The following is a 20,749-nucleotide window of genomic DNA, read 5'->3' as shown; positions in this document are numbered from 1 at the left end:
GAAGGTAAAAAAATGACCGGTATGAGTAATGTAACCAAGCTGGCCGGCGAGCCATCAGGGCAGGAATTCCTGGTTTTCACCTTAGGTGACGAAGAATACGGTATCGATATTCTGAAGGTGCAGGAGATCCGCGGCTATGATCAGGTGACCCGCATCGCCAACACGCCAGATTTCATTAAAGGCGTGACCAACCTGCGTGGCGTTATCGTGCCTATCGTTGACCTGCGCGTGAAGTTCAGCCAGGGCGACGTTGAGTATGATGACAACACGGTGGTGATCGTGCTCAACCTTGGCCAGCGCGTGGTCGGGATCGTGGTTGATGGCGTTTCCGACGTGCTCTCCCTGACCGCCGAGCAGATCCGCCCGGCGCCGGAGTTTGCTGTCACGCTGTCTACCGAATACCTGACCGGTCTGGGGGCGCTTGGGGATCGTATGTTGATTCTGGTGAATATTGAGAAGCTGCTGAACAGCGATGAGATGGCGCTGCTGGATGTGGCGGCGAGTCACGTGGCCTGATGAGGCTGGCCGCCAGGCTGACCTTAAGTTATATGTTGCCATAGTGGTATCGTTCCGTTCACTAAGGCTTCACAGCAACATGTCTGTTCTTCTGCGGTGAACGTGTAAAGGGGGCTACCGCCGCCCCCTTTACAATCCCGGCTCCCGGCCAGGAAAATCGCCGCTTCGCGGTGCCCTCAGCTTATTCCCTCCGGCTATCGGGTCGGGCGTGATCCTACATCCATGTAGGTCACGCCCTCTCGGCGCATCCATGCGCCTCGCCCCGGCCTACAGGAAACGCTTCGGCGATTTTCAGCCGGACTCACGATCCCTTAACCTTCTTTGCGGCTTGAATGTGGCACGGGTGTTGAGTCCCCGCTGAAATCGGCGAACCGGAGACCGGCTGACAAGGGCTGGACGCCAGGGATGGCGGCCAGAGGCGAATCGAGACAGGATGTCGAGTTGAGCCGACCGCAGGCAGTCGGTCGGGAGGTGAGCGTAGTGCGAAGCACCGATTTCGTCGCGGGGCCGCGGGGATTGATAAGGGGGCCGCGGTGGCCCCCTTATCACGTTCACAGGTTCTGTTCACCTCATATTCTGCTGAACATAAGGTGAACGGAACCTTTTCACTGAACTAGCAAACTTCCTGTTCGACCAATTCACCGTCTTCTAACAGCCCCTCATTCTGCGCCAGCATCGCCGTCGCCACGCCGTTCCCCAGCACGTTAATCGCTGAACGCCCCATATCCAGGAAATGATCGATCCCCATCAACAACAGGATCCCCGCCACCGGAATATGGAAGCTCGGGATCGTCGCGGCCAGCACCACCAGCGCCGAGCGCGGTACCCCGGCAATCCCTTTTGACGCCAGCATCAGGGTGAGCATCAGCACGGTGATTTCTGAGAAGGTGAGATGAATATTGTAGGCCTGAGCGATAAACATCGAGGCAAACGAGCAGTAAACCATCGACCCGACAAGGTTAAACGAATAGCCAATCGGCAGCACAAACGAGACGATATTGCGCGAGCAGCCAAAGCGGGTTAACTGCTCAAGCGTTTTCGGATAAGCCGCTTCAGAGCTGCTGGTGGTGAAGGCCACCAGCACCGGATCTTTCAGCATGCTGACCAGCCGGAAAATCTCGTTTTTCAGTACCATGTAACCCACTGCCATCAGTACCAGACAGGTGAGAACAATCGCCAGATAATAGCCACCAATAAACGAGGCGTAGTTCAGCAAAATCCCCAGCCCCTGAGTAGCGATCACCGAGGAGATGGCGGCAAAGATCGCCAGCGGCGCGACGTACATCACGTAGCCGGTCACTTTGAGCATGATGTGAGAAACCACATCCAGCGCCGCCACCAGCGGGGCGTTGAATTTCTCGCCGAGCGAAGCCCCGGCAATGCCAAAGAACATGGAGAACACCACGATCTGCAGGATCTCGTTATTGGCCATCGCTCCGGCAATGCTGGTGGGGATGGTATGGGAAAGAAAACCCTTCAGGGTCATGCCGCCGGTGGCAAGCCCGGTCTCAACCGTTCCGGCCGGAATAGCCAGATTCAGACCGCTGCCCGGGTGGAGCAGGGTGACAATAAACAGACCGACCAGGATGGAGAGCACCGACGAGCTGATAAACCAGACCATCGCTTTACCGCCCACGCGCCCGATGGTGGCGGTCTCGCCCAGACGCATAATCCCCACCGTCAGGGTGCTGAATACCAGCGGCGCGATCACCATCTTAATCAGTCGCAAAAATATGTCAGTCAGTAACGTTATATTGTCTGACCAGGCCGCGATGGCCTCTGCCGATGCATACTCATGAATCATCGCCCCGGACAAAATGCCCGCCAGCATAAAGATCACGATAAAGACCGTGAGTCTGTTTGCACTTGCCACCCAAAATACCCCGATTTCAATAAGTTAAAATTAATTTGCTGATTTTTCTCTTTTTTATTATTCAGCTCATGAATATATCGGTTACCTAAATTGAAGTAATTCAGGCGTCATTTCAATATTTTTTTAATATTTATAAATTTTGTTGGTGGCTTTTTAACGATATATCGTGATGCAGATCACATTTTAACCAATATATCTTCCCGTTTTGCTTACATAATCGGCGATGCATTTTCTTACTTAATTGTTTTAATTAGTAAATTTATGTCAATACGGTAAAAGTATGAGTGGGGGCGTAAAAAGTGGTTGAGCAACGAACCATAAACTAAATTTCACAATAACCACCCGGACAGCAGCATGATGGGTGCTAACAGTCTGAGCGTTATCAGAAAACGGTGATAACCCCATGTGACATGTTCCGGAGGGCAACAAATGAATAAACAACTCCTGATGCTGTTAGGCGGCGGACTTCTGGCAGTGGCGTCCGGCAATACCCAGGCCGTCACCAGCAGCGGCACCATTGGCGCAACCTTAACCCTGACCAACGGCTGCCTGATTAACGGCTCCCCGACTCAGGATGGCATTAACTTCGGTACCCTTGATTTTGGTACCCATCCGGCCACCTTTTCCACGCTGACCACCCAGCTCACCGGGGCCAGCGGCGGGAACACTTTTACTATTCAATGCACCACCGCCAGCTACACGGTCGCCATTACCGGCAACACCAACTCCACGGCGCCCGGCACCGTGATCGGGACGCCTGGCACCCCTGCGCGTTACCTGGTGAATGCCGCCGATACCAGCCAGGGCGTGGCCTATAGCCTTTTCAGCGACGGTGGGTTTAACAACATCATCGCCAATAACGCGCCGCTGCCGGTGACCTCCACCGCCGGGGGCGTCGACAGCTATACCCTGTACGGCCGCATCACCGGCGGGGGTAACAGCGTCACCGTGGTACCTGGCACCTACACCGACACCATCAACGTCAGCGTCACCTATTAACGCCAGTACATTTTAATGAGCGTGAACCTACTAACGCTCCGTTATGCGGGAGAGGGCAAACTGCGCGCTTTTTTTATCCTGAGCATGCTGCTGCTTGCGGTGAGAAACGGCCATGCGGTGACGACGCAATCCTTTCAGGTGAGCGCCACTATCACTCCCGGCTGTTCAGTCGCCGCAGGCAGCGGTGGCCTGCTGGGTACCCTGGATTTTGGCACCCATAGCGGGGTTGAGCGGGGGCAGGTCAACACCAGCTTTGTGCCGAACGGTTCCCTCACCATCGCCTGTACCCCCGGGGTGGCGCTGAGCATGAGCATTGACGGCGGGCAGCACTACACCTCGGTGCGCAATATGCAGCGGGCCGGGGGAACAAGCCAGGTACCGTATCGCCTTTACAGCAGCAGTTCACTGGCGGCCAACAGTGAGATCGGGGTGAACCAGGCGGTGTCCGTGGCCTACACCAACAGCAACAACATTGCGCTACCGCTTTTTGGTGTGGCGCTTCTGACCGGCTTCAGCCCGGCCGGAAATTATTCCGATCAACTCACCGTGACCTTGTCATGGTGATAAAGGGAGAAGGACGATGAAGGCAATTCCAGGATACCGCACGCTGTGCCTGCTGATGGCGCTGGGTGCAACGCTAAACACCGCCCACGGGGCGGCAACCATTCTGCTGTGGCCTATCGATCCCTGGCTCTCCGCCGACACCAAAGCGACGGAGCTGTGGGTGCAGAACCAGGGCAACAGCGCCACCACCATGCAGGTGAGGATCGTGCGCTGGCGTCAGGAGAACGGTCTTGAACGCTACACCGCCCAGCAGGATGTCGTCGCCAGCCCGCCGATCGTGACCATCGCGAAGGGCAGCAAACAGTTAATCCGCCTGATCAAACAGAGCAACGTTCCGGCCGGAGTGGAGCAGGCCTACCGCATCATCGTGGATGAGATCCCCCAGCCGCAGGATAACCAGACGCCGCAGATGGGGCTGAAACTGCAGATGCGCTACTCCATCCCGCTGTTTGTCTACGGTCAGGGCATTGCCACCATCAAGGATGGGGCGCACCACGCCCTGGTCGAAACGCGGGATCTGAACTGGCGGGTGATCCGCGACGATGGCAAACCGGCCCTGCAGGTGCGCAACCAGGGCAATGTGCATGTCCGGCTAAGCCAGGTCACGCTACAACAGGGAAGCCAGAAGCGCACCCTCGCCGATGGCCTGCTGGGATACGTGCTTCCGGGCAGCACGCGCAGTTGGCCGCTGCCGTCCGGAATCGACAAGCCGGGCCAGATGCGGGCGCAGATTAATGCCAGGGATACCGAATGGCAGTCGGCCCCCGTCAACTGAAGCCGTCGATGCTTATCCTGCTCTGCGTCAGTTCAGCAAGCTGGGCCGATCCCGGTGACGATATGTTGCCTCCGCCGCCTGCGCCGCAGTCGGTGAATGACGAGGCGGTCTTCCAGCTGGCGCTGATCCTCAACCATTACGACACCGGGCTGGTGGTGCCCGTCACCCGGCGGCAGAACGAGTACCTCGTGGCGAGCGCCGATCTGCGCCGCGCCGGGCTGCCCGCCGAACATGTGCCGCCGGGCGAGGTGAACGTCAGCCGTCTTGAGGGGGTGCGCACCGAGTACGACAGCACCGGCCAACGGCTGCTGCTCAGCGTGCCCCGGGAGTGGGTCGGGGCGCGTGTCACCCCCTTCAGCGGTCAGATGGCGCGCAGCACGCCCCACTATGGCAAAGGGGCGCTGCTTAACTACGATTTTTACACCAACCACACCGAACACAGCGGCGGCCAGGCTGCCCTGTGGCACGAGTTCCGCTATTTTGACAACCGGGGATCGCTATCCTCCACCGGTTACGTTCGGGAAAATCTCTCCGGCGACAGCGGGCAGCAGGAGGGGTATGTCCGCTACGACACCACCCTGATGTTCACCGATGAAGAAGATGCCACCCTCTGGACCGCCGGGGATGTGATCAGCGACGCCCTGAGCTGGAGCAGCAGCGTGCGCATGGGAGGGATCAGCTACGGGCGGGATTTCTCCCTGCGCCCGGATCTGGTCACCTGGCCGCTACCGGAGTTTTCCGGCGAAGCGGCAGTGCCTACCTCGGTAGATCTGTTTGTCAACGGTTACCGGGCGGGCTCCACCCGCCTGCAACCGGGACCGTTCACCCTCACCAATCTGCCTTACATCAACGGTGCCGGGGATGCGGTTCTGGTCACCACCGATGCGCTGGGGCGCCAGGTGAGTACCACGCTGCCGTTCTACGTCACCAGCGATCTGCTGCGACAGGGGCTCAGCGACGGAGCCGTGACCCTGGGCAGCCTGCGGCGCAATTACGGTATCAAAAATTTTGACTACGGCCCGGCGGCGGGCAGCGGCTCCTATCGCTACGGCCTGACCGACTGGCTGACTCTGGAAGGCCACGCCGAAGGGGCGGAGGAGCTGGCCCTCGGCGGGGCGGGAACCATCGTTAAGCTCGGACGCTTCGGGGTGGTGAACAGCGCCTGGACCCAGAGCAAAATGCGCGGCGATACCGGGGGGCAGATCAACTGGGGCTATCAGTACAGCACCAACGCCTTCAGTATTGCCACCCAGCACAGCCGCCGGGATCGCGGCTTCGGTAACCTGGCGCTTTACGATCAGCCCACCGTTTACGATGAACACGACCAGCCTGTCGCCAGCCTGAGCCGCAATACCGATCAGTATTCGCTCACCTTAAATATGGGCGATTACGGCAATATCGGGGCGGCATGGATCGGGGTGCAGAGCTTTGATGACCAGAAAACCGAGCTGCTGAACCTCTCCTGGAGCCGTAACCTGTGGGGCAGCAGCAGTATTTATCTTGCCGCCAGCCGGGATCAGCAGCAGGGCGACTGGACGGTGGCGTTGTCGCTGCAGATCCCCCTTGGCGAGCGCGACAGCGCCGCCGTCACTTTCGAAAATACCCCGGATGCCGGCAGCACCCAGCGCCTCAACTACAACCACTCGATGCCCACCGACGGCGGCTTCAGCTGGAATATGGCGTGGGCGCGCCAGTCAAAAGCCAGCAACTATCAGCAGGCGACCCTGGGGTGGCGTAATAACAACATCGAGCTGCAGGGCGGTGGCTACGGCGAGCGCGACATGATGACCTGGTGGGGCGAGGCGATGGGCTCGCTGGTGCTGATGGACGGCGAACTCTTTGCCGCCAACAAAATCAACGACGCCTTTGTGGTGGTCAGCACCGACGGGCAGCCGGACGTGCCGGTCAGCTATGAAAACCAGCCGGTGGGCAAAACCAACCGCAACGGTTATCTGCTGATTAGCGGCGTATCGGCCTACTATCCGGCGAGCTACAGCATTAACACCCTCAATTTGCCTGCTGACACCCGCCTGAAAGAGACCGAACGGCGCATCGCCCTGCGGCGCAACAGCGGCTATCTGGTCGACTTCCCGATGGAGCAGGAGCGGGTCGCCAGCGTGATCCTCCACGATGGCGCCGGGGAGGCGATCCCCCTTGGCAGCCAGGTGCGGCGTCCGGGCAGGGCGCCGGTGGTGGTCGGCTATGACGGGCTCGCCTGGCTGGAAGATCTGGCGGATGTGAACGCCCTCGAGGTCAGTACGCCCGCGGGCAAACGCTGCCACGTTACCCTGACACTGGCCGCCAACCCGGAGCATAAGCTGCAAACCTACGGACCGCTGACCTGCCGGGTGGAACCATGAAACGCCTGCTGCTGGTGCTGTTCCTGCTGCTGTTTTCTGCCACCAGCTGGGGCGCGTGCCGGGTCAGCACCGTCAACGCCAGCTTTGGCAGCGTGACGTCCTTCGCCCTGAGCGGCAGTAATGAAGTGGCAACCACCGGCACCCTGGTAGTGAACTGCGACAGGGTGCTCAACCTGCTTACCAACGATTCGGTGACTCTGACCTTCACCGGGGCCACACTTTCTGCCAACAACCGGGCGACGATGAAGCGTACCGATAACGCCACAATTACCGATGCGATCCCCACCCGGCTGTGTGGCCAGTCCGGGTGCGCCTCCAGCAGCGAAGTGCAGATCGGCAAGGCCTACACCTGGAGCGGCTCGACGCTGTTAAATCTGCTCGGTTCCGCGCAGTACAGTATCCCACTCTATTTCCGCACCGTCGCCGGGCAGAACGTCAGCGCCGGACCCTATCAGGTGACGCTTAACTTCAGCGTCAGTTACAGCGTCTGCTCCGTTGGCGTGCTGGGGCTCTGTACCACCCCGCAAACCGGTACCGCCCTGACCAGCCTCACTCTCAACATGACCGTCACCAACGACTGCAGCGCGATGACCACCCCGAACGTCAACTTTAACAGCGCGCCGCTGGTGCAGAATTTTCCCACCGTCTCGCAGGCGATCTCCGTCACCTGCACCAAGGGCAGCGTCTACACCATCGGGATTAATAACGGCGCCAACGCCAGCAACAACGTGCGCCGGATGGCCAGCGGCAACAACCGCATGAGCTATGAAATCTATAAAGAGGCTACCGCCAACCGCTGGGGCAGCAGCGGCAGCGAACGCTGGTCCAGCGGGGCCTCCTCGCAGGTCAGCGCCGATGGCCTGTTACGCAGCTATAACTACACCGCCCGTGTCCTTCCCAACCAGACCACGCCGCCCGCGGGCAACTACAGCGATACTCTCGTGGTCGACGTCGCGTTCTGAACCTCCGCTTTTCCCTTTCGCAAATGTAAAGTTCCTGTCAGTTGTGCCGATAACACCGAGAACAAATCTATGAGAAGGTGTTGTATGTTGAACCGTATGCGCGTTGTCACCATGCTGATGTTAGTGCTGGCTGTGTTCGCTTTGCTGCAGCTCGTTTCCGGCAGTTTGTTTTTCTCGTCTATTAAGGCCAACCAGGACAGTTTCGCAGTCTCTAACGCGTTCCGGGTTCAACAAAGTGAAATCACCTCCAGCTGGGATTACCTGCTGCAAACGCGCATCAACCTGAGCCGCGCCTCCGCGCGCATGGTGTCCGATCCTTCGCATCAGCAAACTGAGCTGATGAACAGCGCCCGCACGACGCTTGCGCAAGCGGAAAAACACTTCAAAGCATACAGCGCCATCGCACCCCAGCCTTCAATGGAGCAGGTGAGCCAGGCCATCAATGACAAATATCAGGACTATGCCGCGGCGCTGACGGAGCTGATCCAGTTCCTTGATAACGGCAATATGGACGCCTATTTCGCCCAGGCGACCCAGTCAAAACAGAACGCGCTGGGTACTGCCCTGCGGGAGTATGTCGCCGCGTCCGACGCGCGTAACCAGAACGCCTACAATGCCAGCGTGAAGGATTACACCTTCGCCAAATGGCAGATGGGCATCCTGGCCCTGGCGCTGGCCATCGTACTGGTGGGCGTCTGGTACGGTATTCGTCATACCCTGCTGAACCCGTTAAACCGCGTCATCGACCACATCCGTCACATTGCCAGCGGCGATCTGACCCAGACCCTGACCATCGCCGGGCGCAGCGAAATCACCCAACTGGCCGTCACTGTAGACCATATGCAGCGCTCGCTCAGCGAGACGGTGACCAACGTGCGTCAGGGTTCCGATGCCATTTATACCGGTACCAGCGAAATCGCGATGGGTAACAACGATCTCTCCTCCCGTACCGAGCAACAGGCGTCGGCGCTGGAAGAGACCGCAGCCAGCATGGAGCAGTTAACCGCCACCGTGAAGCAGAATGCGGACAACGCCCGCCAGGCGTCACAGCTGGCGAACAGTGCCTCTGAAACCGCCCAGCGCGGCGGCAAGGTAGTGGACGGTGTGGTGAAAACCATGCACGACATCGCCGGCAGCTCGAAGAAGATCGCCGACATCATCAGCGTCATCGACGGCATCGCCTTCCAGACCAATATCCTGGCGCTGAACGCGGCGGTAGAAGCGGCGCGCGCCGGGGAGCAGGGCCGCGGCTTTGCGGTCGTCGCCGGCGAAGTGCGTAACCTTGCCAGCCGCAGCGCAAACGCGGCAAAAGAGATTAAAGCCCTGATTGAGGACTCTGTCGCGCGCGTTGACACCGGCTCGGTGCTGGTAGAGAGCGCGGGCGAAACCATGAATGACATCGTGAATGCCGTTACCCGCGTAACGGACATCATGGGTGAAATCGCCTCTGCGTCGGATGAGCAGAGTCGTGGTATCGACCAGGTAGCCCTGGCGGTATCGGAAATGGATCGTGTCACACAGCAAAACGCCTCGCTGGTTCAGGAGTCCGCAGCCGCTGCGGCACAGCTGGAAGAGCAGGCGAGCCGTCTGAAGATGGCCGTCTCGGCGTTTCGACTTACCTCTATACCAACAAACACGGTTTCATCGCGCGTCAGCCAGCAACCGGCCGCGCCGGTCAATGCACCGGCTTATGTACGCGCAGTGGCAACCGGAAAAGATGAGAACTGGGAAACATTTTGATCGTACGTTAATTCGCGGCTGCTGGCCGCTATATGGGAGCGTGGATGTTAAATCGTATTCGTATCTCGACCACCCTGTTTTTGATTTTGATTCTCTGCGGGGTGTTGCAGGTTGGCAGTAATGGCTTGTCGTTCTGGGCTTTTCGCGATGGTTATCAGAATCTGCAGGAGATGGAGAGCAGCAATCAGCAGCGCGCGCTGCTTACCCAGAGCCGGGCAGTCTTGTTGCAGGCCAGTACGGCCCTGAATAAAGCGGGGACCTTAACCGCGCTGAGTTATCCGCCCGATGACATCAAGGGGCTGATGACCACCGCGCGCAGCAGCCTGAAGCAGGCGGGCGAGCTCTACAGGACGTTCAACGACCAGGCGGCGATAAGTGCCAAAGACGCCGGGCTGAAGAAGGCAATGCAGGGCGCCTTCACCCAGTGGCACAGCGATCTGGAGCATCAGGCCACCTGGCTTGAAAACAACCAGCTGTCCGATTTCCTCACCGCGCCGGTGCAGGCGTCCCAGGCGGCGTTTGATGCCAGCACCGACGCCTGGCAGCAGGAGATGAACAGCTTTGTGCAGGTGGCGAGTAACGACAGCCGCAACAGCTACCACATGTCCGGCGTGATTTTCGCCACCATGATTGTGCTGGCGGCGTTACTGACCAGCGCCGCGCTGCTCTGGTCGCGCAAGATGATTGTCCAGCCGCTGGCGATCATCAGCAGCCATTTCGACAGCATTGCGAAAGGCGATCTGGCGCGGCCGGTGGCGGTGTACGGTAAAAACGAAATTTCGGCAATTTTCGCCAGCCTGAAAGCGATGCAGGGATCGCTGCGTGAGACGGTCTCCGAGGTGCGGCAGGGCAGCTACGCCATGCACACCGGGATCGCCGAAATCGCCGAAGGCAATAACGATCTCTCTTCCCGCACCGAGCAGCAGGCGGCATCGCTGGCGCAAACGGCGGCCAGCATGGAGCAGTTGACCGCCACCGTCGGCCAGAACGCCGACAACGCCCGTCAGGCGTCCGGTCTGGCGAAGAGTGCGGCGCAGACGGCAAGGAAAGGAGGCGAACAGGCTTCCCACGTGGCGAACACCATGAATCAGATTGCCACCAGTTCGCAAAAGATTGGCGACATTATCAGCGTGATCGACGGCATTGCGTTTCAGACCAATATTCTGGCGCTGAACGCGGCGGTTGAAGCCGCCCGCGCGGGCGAGCAGGGGCGTGGCTTTGCGGTGGTGGCCGGCGAGGTACGTAACCTGGCGAGCCGCAGCGCCAATGCGGCAAAAGAGATTAAGGTGCTGATTGAAGAGTCGGTGTCGCGCGTCCAGCAGGGTTCTGAGCTGGTGGACACCGCGGCGAAAACCATGACCGAGATTGTCAGTTCGGTCACCCAGGTGAACGACATCATGGGCGAAATCGCCTCAGCATCCGATGAACAGCGCCGCGGCATTGAGCAGGTGGCGCTGGCGGTAAGCCAGATGGATCAGGTGACCCAGCAGAACGCCGCGCTGGTAGAAGAGGCCGCGGCGGCCACCGACCAGTTAGCCGGCCAGGCGGATCATCTTACCTCGCTGGTGGCTGTTTTTAATGTGAATGAACGTGTTGAAGCAGTAACAGAAGTCGGGCGGTCGCAGACCGTACCAGTCGGATCCTGAAAGTGATTAAGAAGGCGCTATGACATCACCACTGCCCTCAGGGCAATCGTCATTATTGTTACAGATGACACAGCGCCTTGCGCTGTCCGATGCGCATTTTCGTCGGATATGTCAGTTAATCTACCAGCGTGCGGGGATCGTGCTTGCCGATCACAAGCGGGACATGGTCTACAACCGTCTTGTGCGTCGCCTGCGAACGCTCGAACTGGATGATTTTGGCCGCTACCTGGGGATGCTGGAAGCAAACCCGAACAGCGCAGAGTGGCAGGCGTTTATCAACTCGCTGACCACCAACCTGACCGCGTTTTTCCGGGAAGCCCATCACTTCCCGGTGCTGGCGGAGCATGCGCGCCGCCGCAGCGGGGAGTACCGCGTCTGGAGCGCGGCGGCGTCGACCGGGGAGGAGCCTTACTCGCTCGCCATCACCCTGGCGGACACCCTGGGCACCGCGCCGGGCCGCTGGAAGGTGATCGCCAGCGATATCGATACCGAGGTGCTGCAAAAAGCGCAGAGCGGGATCTATCGCCAGGAGGAGCTGAAAACGCTGTCACCCCAGCAGCTTCAGCGCTACTTCATGCGCGGTACTGGTCCGCACGAAGGGCTGGTGCGGGTCCGGAGTGAACTGGCGAATGCCGTGGAGTTCTCCATGGTCAACCTGCTGGAGAAGCAGTACAGCGTGGCGGGCCCGTTTGACGCTATTTTCTGTCGTAACGTGATGATTTATTTCGACAAAACGACGCAGCAGGAGATCCTGCGCCGCTTTGTTCCGTTGCTCAAACCTGACGGTTTACTGTTTGCCGGGCACTCGGAGAACTTCAGCAATCTTGTGCGCGAGTTTAGCCTGCGTGGCCAGACGGTATATGCGCTGAGTAAGGATAAAGCATGAGTAAAATCAGGGTCTTGTCAGTTGATGATTCGGCGTTAATGCGCCAGATCATGACCGAGATTATCAACAGCCACAGCGACATGGAAATGGTGGCGACGGCCCCCGATCCGCTGGTAGCCCGGGATTTAATCAAAAAATATAACCCCGACGTGCTGACGCTGGATGTCGAAATGCCGCGTATGGACGGCATCGATTTCCTGGAGAAGTTAATGCGTCTGCGCCCGATGCCGGTGGTGATGGTCTCTTCGCTGACCGGCAAAGGGTCCGAAATCACGCTGCGGGCGCTGGAGCTGGGGGCGGTGGATTTCGTCACCAAACCGCAGCTCGGCATTCGCGAGGGGATGCTGGCGTACAGCGAGATGATCGCCGAGAAGATCCGTACCGCGGCCAGAGCGCGGGTGGCCCAGCATAAGCCGCTGGCGACGCCCACCACGCTGAAAGCCGGCCCGCTGCTGAGTTCGGAAAAATTGCTGGTTATCGGTGCGTCTACCGGGGGAACAGAGGCAATTCGCCATGTACTCCAGCCATTGCCGCTCTCCAGCCCCGGTATTCTGATTACTCAGCATATGCCGCCAGGCTTTACCCGTTCGTTCGCGGAGCGTCTGAATAAGCTGTGTCAGATAAGCGTGAAGGAGGCGGAAGATGGCGAGCGCGTTTTGCCGGGGCATGCCTATATCGCCCCGGGTGACAAGCATATGGAGCTGGCGCGCAGCGGCGCAAACTATCAAATCAAAATTCATGACGGGCCGCCGGTTAACCGGCACCGTCCGTCGGTGGATGTACTGTTTCATTCGGTGGCGAAACACGCGGGGCGCAACGCCGTTGGGGTGATCCTGACGGGGATGGGCAACGACGGCGCCGCCGGCATGCTGGCGATGCACCAGGCTGGCGCCTGGACCATCGCGCAGAATGAAGCAAGTTGTGTGGTGTTCGGCATGCCGCGCGAGGCCATCAATATGGGTGGCGTCAGCGAAGTGGTCGATCTCAGTCAGGTTAGTCAGCAAATGCTGGCGAAAATCAGTGCCGGACAGGCAATACGTATTTAACGAGGAGTGTAGTTTTATGGCGGACAAAGAGCTCAAGTTTTTGGTTGTGGATGACTTTTCCACCATGCGTCGCATTGTGCGCAACCTGCTGAAAGAGCTGGGTTTTAACAACGTTGAAGAAGCAGAAGACGGCGTTGATGCGCTGAACAAACTGAATGCCGGCGGCTTTGGTTTTGTCATTTCCGACTGGAACATGCCGAACATGGACGGTCTGGAGCTGCTCAAAACCATTCGCGCGAATGGCGCCATGGCCTCTCTGCCTGTGCTGATGGTCACCGCCGAAGCGAAGAAAGAGAACATCATTGCTGCGGCCCAGGCTGGCGCAAGCGGGTATGTGGTGAAGCCATTCACCGCTGCAACTTTGGAAGAAAAACTCGGTAAGATCTTCGAGAAACTCGGCATGTGAGGTACGGGAGATGATGCAGCCTTCGATTAAACCTACGGATGAGCATTCACCCGGCGACATAATTGCCCGGATCGGCAGCCTGACGCGTATGTTGCGCGACAGCCTGCGTGAGCTGGGACTGGATCAGGCGATTGCAGAGGCAGCGGAAGCGATTCCTGATGCCCGCGATCGTCTTGATTATGTTGTACAGATGACTGCCCAGGCGGCAGAGCGTGCGCTGAACAGTGTTGAAGCGTCTCAGCCGCATCAGGACGAGATGGAAAAGGGCGCAAAAGCGCTGACCAAACGCTGGGACGAGTGGTTCGAAAATCCAATCGAACTCTCCGACGCCCGCGAGCTGGTCACCGACACTCGTCAGTACCTTGGTGCCGTACCGGGTCATACCAGCTTCACCAATGCGCAGTTGCTGGAGATCATGATGGCGCAGGATTTCCAGGACCTTACCGGTCAGGTGATCAAGCGCATGATGGACGTCATCCAGGAGATTGAGCGCCAGCTGTTGATGGTGTTGCTGGAGAACATGCCGGAACCTTCCGCGCGTCCGCAACGGGAAAACGAAAGCCTGCTGAATGGCCCACAGCTCGACACCACCAAAGCCGGTGTCGTGGCAAGCCAGGATCAGGTGGACGACCTGCTGGACAGCTTAGGCTTCTGATAACCTACGCTCGGCTGAAAATGCCTGGCGGCGCTGCGCTTGCACAGGCCTACAAAGACCCCACAATATGTCGATATTGCAGGATATTGTAGGCCGGGTAAGCGCAGCGCCACCCGGCAGAAACGCCACCTGCACAGGTGGCATTTTTCTTTGCGCATCTGTTTCATCCCTCATTACGATCCGCTTTCCAGATTTGGCAATCTGCCACGACGTCACCCCGTTTTTAATAATGAATTCTGTTAGTCTTTTCAGGGTTTTTGCTGGCCGTAGACAGCAATTTCAGGCGAGTGACGACACGGACGCATGACTATTTTACGTTGACAAGTGTCAACACTCAAAATAGACTTCTGTTAACGGAGGCCAATGAAGAGACATCCGAACAAGCATATTCAGAGGGCTATCGATTATGCCCTGAGTAAGGGTTGGGTTTGGGTTCCGCCGGGACATTCAGCGCACTGCTTTTGCAAGCTGCGCTGTGGTAACCCAGAAGGCGATCATTGGGATCACCAGATGAGTATATGGTCGACGCCGAAAAATGCAGAAAACCATGCCCTGCAAATCATCCGCAACGTAAAACATTGCCTTTGATTTAGCCCGGTAAGGCGTGGTTGCGGCCATGCCTTATCGATTAAGAAGTGACGCTAACAACAAAATGAAGAGGTACTATGGCGCTGTTTAACTTCACTCTGACCCTCTCAGGCGTAACCTGCGGGACTGAAGGACTGGAAGACGCACTGTATGCAAGCGGCTGTGACGATGCGCTAATCTGCGCATATGGCAACTCCGTCTATCTCACCTTTGATCGGGAGGCTGAAACCTTAGATGATGCTATCGCCTCAGCGGTCAACGACATCGAATCGGCTGGCATCGGGGCGATCGTACAGTCTGTCGACTCTGCCCTGGTCGGCCTGAGCGACATCGCGGAAATGACCGACCTGTCTCGCCAGGCTATCGCCATGCTGAAAGACGGCACGCGCGGCGGCGGCGATTTTCCTTGCCCCATTCAGCGAATTACCGGCCAGTCCCCACTTTGGGAGTGGGCAGATGTAGCGAACTGGCTTGCCAGCAATGGCCGGTTGAAAGAGGGGAGCGAGCTGGTGGTGAATGCGCGAGTACTCAGCAAGTGGAATATGGTGCTAAGAAGCAGCGCCTCAAAGGACTTTAAAGAGATTGAATCCCTCGCCTCATCGTTGGTGGCACGTCGTCGCAAACAAGCTGAGCAGGTTAAACCCCCTCGCTGATACGACCGAATAGCCTAAATCAGCCCTTTTATCGCCCCTAATTAACCCATTGGTCACGCGCGGCTTTGGCATCATATCGTCCAGACCTCTACCTGCGAGATGCTTGCCGTGGCAGAAGACAGCGACGACAAAACAGAAGCCCCCACACCCCACCGACTTGAAAAAGCGCGTGAGGAAGGGCAAATACCCCGATCCCGAGAACTGACCTCGCTGCTGATTTTATTAGTCGGCGTGTGCATTATCTGGACAGGCGGGGAGTCCCTTGCCCGCAGGCTGGCCGGCATGCTCTCAGCCGGGTTGCGCTTCGATCACAGCATGGTCAACGACCCAAACCTGATCCTCAGCCAGATTATCCTGCTGATCAAAGGCGCGATGGTCGCGCTGCTGCCTCTGATCACCGGCGTGGTGCTGGTGGCTATCGTGTCGCCGGTGATGCTGGGCGGGCTGGTCTTTAGCGGTAAGTCGCTGCAGTTTAAATTCTCCAAACTGAACCCGCTGCCCGGCATTGCGCGAATGTTCTCTGCGCAGTCTGCCGCCGAACTGCTGAAAGCCCTGATGAAAACGACGCTGATGGGCAGCGTGGCGGGCTTTTTTATCTGGCATAACTGGCCGGAGATGATGCGTCTGATCAGCGAATCGCCGTTCACCGCCATGCGCAACGCGCTTAATCTGGTGGGGCTCTGTTCTCTGCTGGTGGTGCTCTCCATCATCCCGATGGTCGGTTTTGACGTTTTCTTCCAGATTTACAGCCACATTAAAAAACTGCGCATGTCCCGCCAGGACATCCGGGATGAACATAAGCAGATGGAAGGGGACCCGCACGTCAAAGGGCGTATTCGCCAGATGCAGCGCGCCGCGGCACGTCGCCGGATGATGGAGGATGTGCCAAAAGCGGATGTTATCGTCACCAACCCGACCCACTACTCCGTTGCGCTGCAGTATGACGAAGACAAAATGAGTGCGCCAAAAGTGGTGGCGAAAGGGGCAGGGCTTATCGCGCTGCGCATCCGTGAAATTGGTAATGAAAATCGTATTCCGATGCTGGAGGCCCCGCCGCTGGCGCGTGCGCTCTACCGGCATGCGGAAATTGGACAACAAATCCCAGGCCAGCTGTACGCCGCGGTAGCGGAAGTACTGGCCTGGGTATGGCAGTTGAAACGCTGGCGTCTGGCGGGCGGTCAACGGCCTGTGAAACCTGAGAATCTCCCGGTGCCTGCCGCGCTGGATTTTATGAACGAGAAGGACTCTGATGGCTAATCTGGTGGCAATGTTACGCTTGCCTGGCAACCTGAAATCGACCCAATGGCAGATCATGGCCGGGCCGATCCTCATCCTGCTAATTCTGTCGATGATGGTATTGCCGCTACCGGCATTTATCCTCGACCTGCTTTTCACCTTCAACATCGCGCTCTCCATTATGGTGTTGCTGGTGGCGATGTTCACCCAGCGCACGCTGGAGTTCGCCGCCTTCCCGACGATCCTGCTGTTCACCACGCTGCTGCGCCTGGCGCTGAACGTGGCCTCCACCCGTATCATTCTGATGGAGGGCCATACCGGCGGCGCGGCGGCAGGTAAGGTGGTTGAGGCCTTCGGCCACTTCCTGGTGGGCGGCAACTTCGCCATCGGGATCGTGGTATTTATCATCCTCGTGATCATCAACTTTATGGTTATCACCAAAGGTGCGGGGCGTATCGCAGAAGTGGGCGCACGTTTCGTACTGGACGGGATGCCGGGTAAACAGATGGCGATTGACGCCGACCTGAACGCGGGTCTGATTGGCGAAGATGAAGCGAAAAAACGCCGTGCCGAAGTGACCCAGGAAGCCGACTTCTACGGTTCGATGGACGGTGCGAGTAAGTTTGTTCGCGGCGACGCCATCGCCGGTATTCTGATCATGGTGATCAACGTGGTGGGCGGCCTGCTGGTCGGTGTGCTGCAACACGGCATGGCGATGGGGCAGGCGGCAGAGAGCTATACCCTGCTGACCATCGGTGACGGTCTGGTTGCCCAGATCCCGGCGCTGGTAATCTCCACCGCGGCGGGTGTGATCGTCACCCGCGTCGCCACCGACCAGGACGTCGGCGAGCAGATGGTGACCCAGCTGTTCGCCAACCCGAACGTGCTGATGCTGTCGGCGGCGGTACTCGGCCTGCTGGGCCTGGTGCCGGGCATGCCGAACTTCGTCTTCCTGCTGTTTACCGCCGCGCTGCTGGGGCTGGCCTGGTGGCTGCGTGGCCGCGACGCCAAACCGAAAGCCGAACCTGCCCCGGTGAAAATGCCGGAAAATACCCAGGCGGTGGAGGCCACCTGGAATGACGTCCAGCTGGAAGACTCCCTGGGGATGGAAGTGGGCTATCGCCTGATCCCGATGGTTGATTTCCAGCAGGACGGCGAGCTGCTGGGGCGTATCCGCAGTATCCGTAAAAAATTCGCCCAGGACATGGGCTTCCTGCCGCCGGTGGTGCATATCCGCGACAATATGGATCTGCCCCCTGCGCGCTACCGTATTCTGATGAAAGGGGTCGAGATCGGCAGCGGTGACGCCTATCCTGGCCGCTGGCTGGCGATTAACCCGGGCACGGCGGCGGGGACGCTGCCTGGCGAACAGACCATCGACCCGGCCTTTGGCCTGGCCGCAATCTGGATTGAAAGCGCCCTGAAAGAGCAGGCGCAAATCCAGGGCTATACGGTGGTGGAAGCCAGTACCGTAGTGGCAACGCACCTGAATCACCTGATTGGCCAGTTCTCGGCGGAGCTGTTTGGTCGCCAGGAGGCGCAGCAGCTGCTCGATCGGGTAACCCAGGAGATGCCGAAGCTGACCGAAGATCTGGTTCCGGGCGTCCTGACCCTGACCACGCTGCACAAAGTTCTGCAGAACCTGCTCGACGAGAAAGTGCCGATCCGCGATATGCGTACCATTCTGGAGACCCTGGCCGAGCATGCGCCGCTGCAAAACGATCCGCACGAGCTGACGGCGGTGGTGCGCGTGGCGCTGGGCCGCGCCATTACCCAGCAGTGGTTCCCGGGCACCGGCGAAGTGCAGGTTATTGGGCTCGACACGCCGCTTGAGCGACTGCTCCTGCAGGCGCTGCAGGGCGGCGGCGGTCTGGAGCCGGGGCTGGCGGATCGTCTGCTGGCGCAAACCCAGGAGGCGTTGCAGCGCCAGGAGATGCTTGGCGCGCCGCCGGTGCTGCTGGTCAATCACGCCCTGCGTCCGCTGCTGTCCCGCTTCCTGCGCCGCAGCCTGACGCAGCTGGTTGTGCTGTCGAATATGGAGCTGTCGGACAATCGCCACATCCGCATGACCGCCAGCATTGGAGGCCAGTGATGCGTAAATTACTCTGGTTACTGGCCCTGCCGATGATGGCCCAGGCCGCAGGGGAGGGGGCATGGCAGGACAGCAGCATCGGCCTGACCCTGAACAACCGCGGCGTGGCGGCCTCGTCACGCCCGCTTTCGGCGAAGCAGCCGGTATCGGGCCTGATGACCCTGGTGGCCTGGCGCTACGAGCTGAATGGCCCGATCCCCGCCGGTCTGCGGGTGCGGTTATGCTCCCAGACGCGCTGCACCGAGCTGGACGGGGCCAGCGGCACGACACACGCTTTCAATAACGTGCCTGCCGTTGAGCCGCTGCGCTTTATCTGGGAAGTTCCCGGCGGCGGTCGCCTGATCCCCGCCCTGAAGGTACAGCGTAACGAAGTGATCGTTAACTACCGCTAACGGCCTGCGCCGTTCAGTTCCCCGGATCTGAACGGCATGATGTGCTTTCTCCTTTCTGCTGTTCCTCTCTGTTCCCTGTTTTTTTCTGCCGTGGTCATGAAAAGAAGATTGCTGGATGTCATCATCCGGGCAGGGTAGGCTACGCAATGAGAGAATATGACAGATACCTGTCAACGATGGATCGCTGTTAATGTAAAAGGACAAAACTATGAAAATGCACTTTCGCCAGGTCTGTCTGTTTTGGGGCGCCATGGATATTTTATATCTGGCAATCTATATCGGGCAGAATATTATCCAGCGGCGTATTCCCTTCCTGGCTGATATTAATAACTTTCGCGCGCTCTATTCAGAGCATGGGGAAGGAGTCTGGCTGATGGTTGTCTTTATTCTTTCAATGATATTAACCTTGTCCATTGTGTTTTCAGCGGCATTGCTGCTCGTGGCCTGGGGAAAGGTCTGCTATCTGGTGGCCGCGCAGACCCCTTTGCGCCTGCTGTTGGTCGTTCCGTCGCTCTCCTTTTTGCCCTGGCTTGTGCAATATATACATTCAGGGGGAGTAGCGGTAGCGCTAATTTTATTGTTAATGTCAGAGGCGCTGAAGGTCGGTTCATTGATGGTCGCGAAAAAACTCAATAAGTGATTTTTGATAACGTCAGGGATATAACGCGTAAAGGATGAAGATATGAACGAAAGTATTAAGCATTGCTATTTTGACGGCTGGAAAAAGACCTTTGTCTATACGGGCCGCGCAACGCGGAAAGCGTTTTGGTCATTTATCGTAATTAATATCATGATTTTTGTATTCATCGCGGCAATGAGTTATCTCCTCCTTGCCGTATCCGTTAGCGATTCAACCGCCCGGGGTGGCATGATGCTGGTATGGGCCTGGTATGTCTGGCTTCCCCTCAGTGCTATTGCGCCTTTAATACTGCTGCTGCCCCTGATCTCACTCGGGATCCGCAGAATGCACGATGCAGGAAGATCGGGATGGTGGTTTGGCGGGGGGCTACTGACACAGCTGCTGATCCTGCCGTTGATTCTCAACGGTCTTTACCGTGTTTTGCTTTTCCAGACAGATGCCGCTCGTGCGGATCAGATCGTCAGCGCCCTCAGTAGCCTGACCGGCTGTGCAGGGCTGATTTATCTGATCTGGATAAGCTGCTTGCCGACAAAAGAGACGGCCCCGGAGGATATCTGAATGCTTTATCGCCAGTTATCAGGCCATTCTGATGACTGGCTCGCATTTTTGACCCCGCCTTTTGAAGCAAGAGAAACGCTGTTTTATAAAAGAGTGACACGCGTAGTAAATCTCTTTGCATTTTTGCCAGTTGCCCCGCCGTGATGGCAGAAACAGAAAGGT

20 protein-coding genes are annotated in these 20,749 nt (G+C 58.2%); 19 read left to right on the top strand and 1 reads right to left on the bottom strand.

All coding sequences use genetic code 11. From position 1 onward, the window contains the following. Positions 1–12 precede the first annotated feature (12 nt). Complete coding sequence (gene cheW / locus NB069_RS13860) at positions 13–516, top strand: chemotaxis protein CheW (protein WP_032611989.1); 504 nt, start codon at positions 13–15, stop codon at positions 514–516. Positions 517–1,129: 613 nt separating this feature from the next. Here the strand turns inward: cheW and NB069_RS13855 are convergent. Further along, on the bottom strand, positions 1,130–2,389 hold the full coding sequence (locus tag NB069_RS13855; protein ID WP_250584434.1) for a dicarboxylate/amino acid:cation symporter: 1,260 nt from the start codon (positions 2,387–2,389) through the stop codon (positions 1,130–1,132). A 447-nt stretch (positions 2,390–2,836) separates the two neighbouring features. Here NB069_RS13855 and NB069_RS13850 point away from each other — a divergent pair, with 447 nt between their 5' ends. From NB069_RS13850 to NB069_RS13765, 18 genes are all read left to right on the top strand, one after another. Further along, positions 2,837–3,388 (top strand): spore coat protein U domain-containing protein, encoded by a 552-nt coding sequence (locus NB069_RS13850; RefSeq protein ID WP_250589519.1) that lies wholly within the window; start codon positions 2,837–2,839, stop codon positions 3,386–3,388. Positions 3,389–3,403: 15 nt separating this feature from the next. Then, positions 3,404–3,952 (top strand): Csu type fimbrial protein, encoded by a 549-nt coding sequence (locus tag NB069_RS13845; protein ID WP_250584432.1) that lies wholly within the window; start codon positions 3,404–3,406, stop codon positions 3,950–3,952. A 16-nt stretch (positions 3,953–3,968) separates the two neighbouring features. Then, a complete protein-coding gene (locus NB069_RS13840; RefSeq protein ID WP_250584430.1) occupies positions 3,969–4,727 on the top strand; it encodes a fimbrial biogenesis chaperone in 759 nt (252 codons plus the stop codon). Beyond that, positions 4,703–7,087, top strand: a complete 2,385-nt coding sequence (locus NB069_RS13835; protein ID WP_250584428.1) for a fimbria/pilus outer membrane usher protein — start codon at positions 4,703–4,705, stop codon at positions 7,085–7,087. The genes NB069_RS13840 and NB069_RS13835 overlap by 25 nt, the downstream gene beginning before the upstream one ends. Beyond that, positions 7,084–8,049 carry a Csu type fimbrial protein gene (locus NB069_RS13830; protein WP_250584426.1) on the top strand — a complete coding sequence of 322 codons (966 nt, stop codon included), beginning with the start codon at positions 7,084–7,086 and terminating at the stop codon, positions 8,047–8,049. The genes NB069_RS13835 and NB069_RS13830 overlap by 4 nt, the downstream gene beginning before the upstream one ends. Before the next feature lie 84 nt (positions 8,050–8,133). Further along, positions 8,134–9,789: a methyl-accepting chemotaxis protein II gene (gene tar, locus NB069_RS13825; RefSeq protein WP_250584424.1), complete on the top strand. Its 1,656-nt coding sequence runs from the start codon at positions 8,134–8,136 to the stop codon at positions 9,787–9,789. 44 nt (positions 9,790–9,833) lie between these two features. Then, positions 9,834–11,435, top strand: coding sequence for a methyl-accepting chemotaxis protein IV (gene tap / locus NB069_RS13820; protein ID WP_250584422.1), 1,602 nt, complete (start codon positions 9,834–9,836; stop codon positions 11,433–11,435). Positions 11,436–11,454: 19 nt separating this feature from the next. Continuing rightward, complete coding sequence (gene cheR / locus NB069_RS13815; protein ID WP_250584420.1) at positions 11,455–12,321, top strand: protein-glutamate O-methyltransferase CheR; 867 nt, start codon at positions 11,455–11,457, stop codon at positions 12,319–12,321. Beyond that, positions 12,318–13,367, top strand: a complete 1,050-nt coding sequence (locus tag NB069_RS13810; protein ID WP_250584418.1) for a protein-glutamate methylesterase/protein-glutamine glutaminase — start codon at positions 12,318–12,320, stop codon at positions 13,365–13,367. Before cheR ends, NB069_RS13810 begins: the two co-directional genes overlap by 4 nt. A gap of 16 nt (positions 13,368–13,383) precedes the next feature. Then, a complete protein-coding gene (gene cheY, locus NB069_RS13805; RefSeq protein ID WP_039030844.1) occupies positions 13,384–13,773 on the top strand; it encodes a chemotaxis response regulator CheY in 390 nt (129 codons plus the stop codon). 10 nt (positions 13,774–13,783) lie between these two features. Further along, positions 13,784–14,428, top strand: a complete 645-nt coding sequence (cheZ, locus tag NB069_RS13800) for a protein phosphatase CheZ (RefSeq protein WP_250584416.1) — start codon at positions 13,784–13,786, stop codon at positions 14,426–14,428. Between the two features lie 363 nt (positions 14,429–14,791). Then, entirely contained in the window at positions 14,792–15,016 is a 225-nt protein-coding gene (locus tag NB069_RS13795) for a hypothetical protein (RefSeq protein WP_250584414.1), read from the top strand. Between the two features lie 77 nt (positions 15,017–15,093). Then, complete coding sequence (locus NB069_RS13790) at positions 15,094–15,669, top strand: helix-turn-helix transcriptional regulator (RefSeq protein ID WP_250584412.1); 576 nt, start codon at positions 15,094–15,096, stop codon at positions 15,667–15,669. Positions 15,670–15,777: 108 nt separating this feature from the next. Next, complete coding sequence (flhB, locus tag NB069_RS13785) at positions 15,778–16,926, top strand: flagellar biosynthesis protein FlhB (RefSeq protein ID WP_250584410.1); 1,149 nt, start codon at positions 15,778–15,780, stop codon at positions 16,924–16,926. Further along, positions 16,919–18,997, top strand: coding sequence for a flagellar biosynthesis protein FlhA (flhA, locus tag NB069_RS13780; RefSeq protein ID WP_250584408.1), 2,079 nt, complete (start codon positions 16,919–16,921; stop codon positions 18,995–18,997). Before flhB ends, flhA begins: the two co-directional genes overlap by 8 nt. Then, on the top strand, positions 18,997–19,389 hold the full coding sequence (gene flhE / locus NB069_RS13775) for a flagellar protein FlhE (RefSeq protein ID WP_250584406.1): 393 nt from the start codon (positions 18,997–18,999) through the stop codon (positions 19,387–19,389). Before flhA ends, flhE begins: the two co-directional genes overlap by 1 nt. A gap of 208 nt (positions 19,390–19,597) precedes the next feature. Continuing rightward, complete coding sequence (locus NB069_RS13770) at positions 19,598–20,029, top strand: arginine:ornithine antiporter (RefSeq protein ID WP_250584404.1); 432 nt, start codon at positions 19,598–19,600, stop codon at positions 20,027–20,029. Positions 20,030–20,071: 42 nt separating this feature from the next. Then, positions 20,072–20,587, top strand: coding sequence for a DUF805 domain-containing protein (locus NB069_RS13765; protein WP_250584402.1), 516 nt, complete (start codon positions 20,072–20,074; stop codon positions 20,585–20,587). The last annotated feature ends 162 nt before the right edge of the window (positions 20,588–20,749 follow it).

The organism is Leclercia adecarboxylata, from assembly GCF_023639785.1.
Taxonomy (GTDB): domain Bacteria; phylum Pseudomonadota; class Gammaproteobacteria; order Enterobacterales; family Enterobacteriaceae; genus Enterobacter; species Enterobacter adecarboxylatus_D.
This window is presented reverse-complemented; position numbering and strand designations above follow the sequence as displayed.